The organism is Mesorhizobium sp. (assembly GCF_005063415.1).
GTDB lineage: Bacteria > Pseudomonadota > Alphaproteobacteria > Rhizobiales > Rhizobiaceae > Mesorhizobium.
Map to the genome: position 1 here is coordinate 2,621 of NZ_SUEG01000181.1, position 6,584 is coordinate 9,204.

The following is a 6,584-nucleotide window of genomic DNA, read 5'->3' on the forward strand; positions in this document are numbered from 1 at the left end:
GCGATTTCGCTTGCCGGGACGATCGCCGCATTGACGTCGCTCATCGCCGTCAGGATCGGCACGTCCGGCTGCGAGAGGTGGAACACGACGGTGGCTGGATCGGGCGTGTCGATGCTGGCGATCGAGAGAAAGTTGGCGCGGGCGGCAGCACCCGTCTTCTCGTCGAGTATGCGCTCGAACGATGCCTTGACGTCGGCCGAGGTCACGGCGGCGCCGTTCTGGAATTTTGCTTTCGGATTGAGCCTGAAGCTCAGCTCCTTGCCGTCCGGCGAGAACTGCCAAGAATCGGCAATCGCGGGCGTGATTTGCAGGTTTGCGTCGAGCCGCACCAGTGGCTCATAGATCAGCTCCAGCAGCCGCAGTGAGGAGAATGCCGTCTGCTTGTGCGGATCAAGACCCGTGGCGTCCTGCGACCACGCCATATGCAGCGTCGCCGCGCTCGCCCGCACCGGTAGCGCGGCGATTCCAATCATTGCCGCGAGCGTCATGCCGGAAAGCAGTTTCTTGCCAATGTGCCGTACCATTGTCGTCTCCCATTATCGTTAACCTGATGCCTTGCAGTTCGCCGGACCGCTTCAAAGGGACACACGCCCCGGAACATCGGCCCAGTATCCATGCGGTCCTACACCGTCTTTTCGCCTATCGCCTTGCGCAGGAAACCTCCCGCGTTGGCAAGCGCCTTACGTGCTTCTTCGACGCCCATGCCGGTGATCGTCACCAGGATTGCCAGTTTTACATCATTGCCGGTCTGATCGAGTGCCTGTCGTGCCTGCTGTGCCGCGCAGCCGGTCGTCTGCATCACGATCCTGACCGCCCTGGCGACGAGCTTCTTGTTGCTTGGATTGAGGTCGACCATCAGATTCTGATAGCTCTTGCCGATGCGGATCATGCTGGCGGTAGACAGCATATTGAGCACCAGCTTTTGCGCGGTTCCCGATTTCAGCCGGGTCGAGCCGGTGAGGACCTCCGGGCCAACCACCGGAGAGATGGCAATATCGGCAATGCCGGCAATGGTCGATCGAGGATTGCAGGACAACGCCACGGTGGTGGCTCCCACCTCCTTGGCATAGGTCAGGCCACCGATGACATAAGGTGTGCGTCCGCTGACAGCGATGCCGACCACCACGTCGTCGGCGGTCAGCTTGATGTCCTGCAGCGCCTTTATTCCCTGTTTCGGATCGTCCTCGGCGCCTTCCGCAGAGTGCATCAGCGCGTCGACGCCGCCGGCGATCAGGCCCACCACCATGTCCTCGGGTACGCCGAAGGTCGGCGGACATTCCGAGGCGTCGAGGACGCCGAGCCGGCCGCTGGTGCCGGCGCCCATATAGACAAGGCGTGCACCGTTCTGGAACGCGCTCACGATCCGGTCCACGGCCGCAGCAATGTCGGGGATGACCTTCTCGACGGCTGCCGCAACGCCTTTGTCCTCGTCATTGATCTTGCGCAGCACCTCGAGAGTAGGCAACAGATCGATGTCCATCGTCTTCGGGTTCCGGTCCTCGGAAACCAGCCGCTCCAGCTCCGACATCAACCCTTGTTCGACCACTTCGCCTACTTTCAAGTGCGACTGCGAGCAGGACTGTGATGCCCGCGGCAAGCGGCGTCCAGTGCCTGCACCTGGCCGTCGGCTCGGTACCGGCCGTGCCGGTTCTGCTTCGTTAACTTTTTAGAATTCGATATTCCCTCTGTCAACGGAAAGTAGGAATATTATATTCCTCGCCGAGCATGGCGTCGCTGGCGGCAGAGGGATTTTCTGGCCAGGATTATGGCTCCCGAAACCGCATCGCCGTCGGCCGGCTTCAGCCGTCGGCGGACGTCGGGAGCGAGCCATGGCTCAAGCGGGCTGGACAGACCTCCGAGCAGCGTAACCCGCGGCGCGCCTTTTTCGAACAGCACCCGCACGAACGTGTCGATCTGGTCGGCAGCGCCCTGCACGATCCGCCGACCGGCCGGATCGCCCTGGTCGGCATGGCGGATCACCATGGGCGCCATGGCGGCATAGTCCGTCGCGCTGGCGCGGTCCATCCAGGCCACCGCCTCGAACGGATCGTCCTTGAAGCGCTGCATCACCTCGGCCAGCAGCGCCGTCCGCTCATGCCGGCCGTCATGGGCTCGCAAGGCAAGCTGCATTGCCTTCAGTCCGAGATCGGCGCCGCTGCCCTCGTCGGAAATCGGAAAACCGTAGCCGCCGACGCGCAGGTCGCGCCCTTCGACAAAGCCGAGCCCGATCGAACCGGTCCCGGCTATGACGATGGCGCCGTCTTGACCCGAATGCGCGCCAAGGCAAGCCGCGACGCCGTCGCTGACGAAGTCGATGCTCGCAAAGGGATGTCCAATGCCGCGAAACGCCTCAAGCGCACCCTTACGGCCGATGCCGGCAAGACCGACGCCGGCGCGGATCCCGGCGATTTCCGCCGCCGCGAACCCTGCTTCTTCGATAGCCGCGCCAAAGGCCTTGGCAACGGAGGCCCAGGCCGCCTCTATACCGAGCCGCGTTGTCGCCGGGCCCGACAGCCCTTGCCCGAGCACGATTCCTGCTTCGTCTTCGATACGCGCCCGGCAGCCGGTTCCGCCGCCATCGACGCCCAGGAAATAATGCGGAGACGCCGCGCCGGAACTCATCCACTTATCCGCTCGATCTGGGCGCCACACAGCCGGAGCTTGCGGTCCAGTTGCTCATAGCCACGGTCGAGGTGGTACACACGGTTGATCGTCGTCTCGCCCTCGGACACCAGCGCTGCCAGCACGAGCGAGACGGAGGCGCGCAGGTCGGTCGCCATCACTTGCGCGCCCTTCAGCTTCTCGCCTCCGCGCACGAGCGCCATGGTGCCTTGCAGCTTGATGTTGGCGCCGAGCCGCATCAGTTCGGGCACATGCATAAAGCGGTTCTCGAAGATAGTCTCGCGCAACAGCGAAGCGCCCTCGGCACAGCACATCAACGCCATGAACTGCGCCTGGAGATCGGTCGGAAAGCCCGGATAGGGCTCCGTCGTCACATCGACGGCTTTGAGTGGCCCGTCTCTCGATACGATCAGCCCGCGGTCGCCTGGCCATATTTTCACACCGGCTGCTTCGAGCAGCTGGACGACGGATGCCATGTGCTCGAGCCGCGCGTGGGTCAGCTCGAGCTGGCCGCCGGTGATAGCCGCTGCGACGGCATAGGTGCCGGCCTCTATCCGGTCCGGGATGATGTCGTGCGTGGCGGCGCGCCAGTCTGTGCTGCCCGCGATTAGGATGCGGTGCGTGCCGGCGCCCTCGATCAGCGCGCCCATGGCGTTCAGGCAGGCGGCAAGATCGGCCACCTCCGGCTCGCGCGCCGCGTTGAGGATCTCGGTTTCTCCTTTTGCCGTCGTCGCCGCCATCATCGCCGTTTCGGTCGCGCCGACCGACGGCGAGCTCAAAACGATGCGCGCGCCTTTCAGTCCGCCCGGCGCCGACGCGACGATCAGTCCGTTTTCGATCGCGATATCGGCGCCAAGTGCGGCAAGTGCGGCGACATGCATGTCGACCGGCCGTGCGCCGATCGCGCAGCCGCCAGGCAGCGAGACCCGGGCATGGCCGAAGCGGGCAAGCAGTGGACCGAGAACCAGCACCGTCGCGCGCATGCGCCTGACTGTATCGTAGCTTGTCTCCCTGGAGACGGCAGCACTGGTATCGATTGTGGCGGCATGCGCCGATCGGGTGACCTCGGCCCCATGAAGCCCGACGACGCCAAGCATGTTGTGGACATCCGTCACCTCAGGCAGGTTGGTCAGCTGCAGCGGATAGGGGCTAAGCAACGCCGCCGCTATTTGCGGCAAGGCCGCGTTCTTGGCGCCGGAGATCGTCACCGCGCCCTCAAGCCTGTGCCCGCCGACGATCCGCAATTTGTCCATGGCTCTGACCTAATCCCGAGCTGTCGGCGAGTCTACGATCTTTCATCTCCGAATCGTCGACATGCCCGAAGGCTGGGCCGAAACCGCACCGGTAAAGATTTGATGGATCATTCTTGGCTGTCAATCAGAGACGGAATAATTTATTCCTTGGCTTGGCATTGTCGATGACAGGCAATGGGGGAACGCGTGTCCGTCCTGAAGAAGATCGAGGCCAAGCTCGAAGTCATGGCGCCCGGCGACCGCGAGATCGGGCGGTATATCGTCGATAATCCCGACCAGATGCTCCGCCTATCGACGGCGGGGCTTGCCGCCGAGATCGGCCGCAGCCAGTCGAGCGTCGTCAAGTTCAGCCAGAAGCTCGGCTATGCCAGCTATCAGGAGCTCAAGCTCGCCGTCAGCGAGGCCAAGTCGCAGGAATGGCACGTGCCGGCTGGCATGATCCACGGTTCGATCGAGGTCGGCGACAGCTATCTGGTCATCCTGCGCAAGCTGATCGGCAGCAAGCTTTTGTCGATGCAGCAGACTGTCGCGGCCAACACCGAGCAGGAAATCGGCAAAGCCCTCGAAGCCTTGAACGGTGCGCGCCGCATTCATTTGGCCGGCGTCGGCGCATCCTCGCTGGTGGCGCGCGATTTTTCCTACAAGCTGATGAAGCTCGGCCGCAACGTGCTGCACGACAGCGACAGCCATGTGCAAATGGCCAATGTCTCGACGCTTGGACGAGGTGACGTGCTGTTCGCGCTCTCCTATTCCGGGGCGAGCATCGAAACCCTGCGGATAGCCGAACTCGCTCGCAAACGTGGCACCACCGTTATCGCCGTCACGGGACTTCGCGACAATCCGCTGAGCCGGGTTGCCGACATTCGCCTCTACACGATCGCCGATGAAGAGCGCGCGCGCTCTTCATCGATAACCGCGCGTGATGCACAACTGACGGTAACCGACCTTCTGTTCATCCTGCTCGTGCAGAAGCAGCCTGACGCCAACGAATACGTCCACAACAGCGAACTGGCCGTCTCGGTGCTGAAGGCTTAGCGGCCTTCGCAGTTTCGCGTAAAGGCACTCAGTCCTCCCCTGGTCCTGCACGCTGCCAAGAGCAAGTTTCGCCCTCTTTGGTGAAGTACCTTTCTTCAATGCGTCGCAACCGCTCTCCTCGTCAGGCCGCCCAGGGAGTCCGCTGGCGGGCGCCGGTGGCCAACGCGGCGAAACAAACAAATGTTGACAACAGCATCTGTTGTCTGAATATTGAAAGTCTCGAATTTGACGAGCCGGATAAACAATGGATGTCCTTGGAGCACAGGAACAAGCGGTTCTCGACCTCATTGCGGCGAACCCATTCGCCGCCCAGCAGGACATAGCAACGGTGCTCGGCATCGCCCGCTCGACGGTCGCGGCCCATATCGTGCAACTCGTCAACAAGGGCTACATTCTCGGCCGTGGTTACGTCTTGCCGACGTCCAAGCGCATGGTCTGCGTCGGCGGCGCGGTGCTCGACCGCAAATACCACGCCAAGAAGAATCTGATTTTCGAGACGTCGAACCCGGTCGACGGCTATCGCAGCTTCGGCGGGGTTGCCCGCAACGTCGCCGAAAACCTTGCACGCCTCGGCGTCGACATAAGCTTCGTCTCGATCGTCGGCGACGATGAAACCGGCCGCTCGCTGGTGCGGCACCTGCGCGATCTTGGCGCCGATGTCAGTCAGGTCATCACCACCACGGAACGGCCGACGGCCGAATATGCGGCCATCCTCAACCGCAACAATGATCTCGTGCTCGGCATTGCCGACATGGAGATCTTCGATCTGTTTTCGTCGTCCTATCTCGACCGCTTCTGGCCGCATCTGGCTTCAGCGACATGGGTGTTCATCGACTGCAATCTGCCGGCTGCGACCCTCGCAGCTCTGATCTCGCGCAAGCAGGGCGCACGCTTCAAGCTCGCCGTCGACACGGTCTCGTCGCCGAAATCAGCGCGGCTGCCGAAGGACCTGACCGGCATCGACCTTCTGTTCACCAACCATGACGAGGCCAATACGATGCTCGGCATGACGGATGCCGACAAGCGGCTGACGCCGGAGGAGGGAGCGGCAGCGCTGCGCGCGGCCGGCGCTGGCGAGGTGATCGTGACCGTAGGCGCGCATGGATTTGCCGTTGCGACCGAGAGCGGGGTGACGACCATGCACTCCGTCCCGGCCCAGCCCGTCGACATCACCGGCGCCGGTGACGCGATGATCGCCGGCACTCTGTACAAGGTGCTTTCGGGTGAGCCGCTCGCTCATGCCGTGCGCACCGGCGCGCTGCTTGCCACGCTGACTACCGAGAGCGAATCCAGCGTCCATCCTGATCTGTCGCCGCGCTTCCTTGCCGCCGGCATGTATCGCATTCCTGCCTGAAAGCGAGATGATATGAAACCTTCCCTTGTCCACTTGACCGACGAAGTCGCTACCGCGCTTGATGAAGGCCGCGCGGTGGTGGCACTGGAATCGACTATCATCACCCATGGCATGCCCCATCCGGCCAATCTGGAAACGGCCCGTGGAGTCGAGACGGTGGTGCGTGAAAACGGCGCCGTGCCCGCCACGATCGCGGTGGTCGCCGGCAAGATTAAGGTCGGGCTCGATGACCGTGAACTGGAAGAGTTGGCAGCGGCAAAGGGCGTGGTCAAGGCTTCCGGGCGCGATCTCGCCGCCATCATGGTGCGTGGCGGCGAGAT

Annotated in this window: 7 protein-coding genes; 3 read left to right on the plus strand and 4 right to left on the minus strand. The window is 63.0% G+C overall.

The window, feature by feature from the left end:
- From E5W70_RS28490 to murA, 4 genes are all read right to left on the minus strand, one after another.
- The coding region (locus tag E5W70_RS28490) for an ABC transporter substrate-binding protein (RefSeq protein WP_292664643.1) at positions 1–524 on the minus strand (524 nt) is incomplete at its 3' end.
- A 98-nt stretch (positions 525–622) separates the two neighbouring features.
- Positions 623–1,546, minus strand: a complete 924-nt coding sequence (gene murQ, locus E5W70_RS28495) for an N-acetylmuramic acid 6-phosphate etherase (protein WP_292664649.1) — start codon at positions 1,544–1,546, stop codon at positions 623–625.
- Between the two features lie 161 nt (positions 1,547–1,707).
- A complete protein-coding gene (locus E5W70_RS28500) occupies positions 1,708–2,622 on the minus strand; it encodes an N-acetylglucosamine kinase (RefSeq protein ID WP_292664644.1) in 915 nt (304 codons plus the stop codon).
- Positions 2,619–3,875 (minus strand): UDP-N-acetylglucosamine 1-carboxyvinyltransferase, encoded by a 1,257-nt coding sequence (gene murA, locus E5W70_RS28505; protein WP_292664645.1) that lies wholly within the window; start codon positions 3,873–3,875, stop codon positions 2,619–2,621. The genes E5W70_RS28500 and murA overlap by 4 nt, the downstream gene beginning before the upstream one ends.
- 186 nt (positions 3,876–4,061) lie before the next feature.
- Between murA and E5W70_RS28510 the strand changes: the two genes are divergently transcribed.
- The 3 genes from E5W70_RS28510 to E5W70_RS28520 all read left to right on the plus strand — a co-directional run.
- Entirely contained in the window at positions 4,062–4,910 is an 849-nt protein-coding gene (locus tag E5W70_RS28510; protein WP_292664646.1) for a MurR/RpiR family transcriptional regulator, read from the plus strand.
- Between the two features lie 244 nt (positions 4,911–5,154).
- A complete protein-coding gene (locus E5W70_RS28515) occupies positions 5,155–6,264 on the plus strand; it encodes a carbohydrate kinase (protein ID WP_292664647.1) in 1,110 nt (369 codons plus the stop codon).
- A 12-nt stretch (positions 6,265–6,276) separates the two neighbouring features.
- Positions 6,277–6,584 (plus strand): pseudouridine-5'-phosphate glycosidase (locus E5W70_RS28520; protein ID WP_292664648.1); only part of this gene is annotated, 308 nt, incomplete at its 3' end.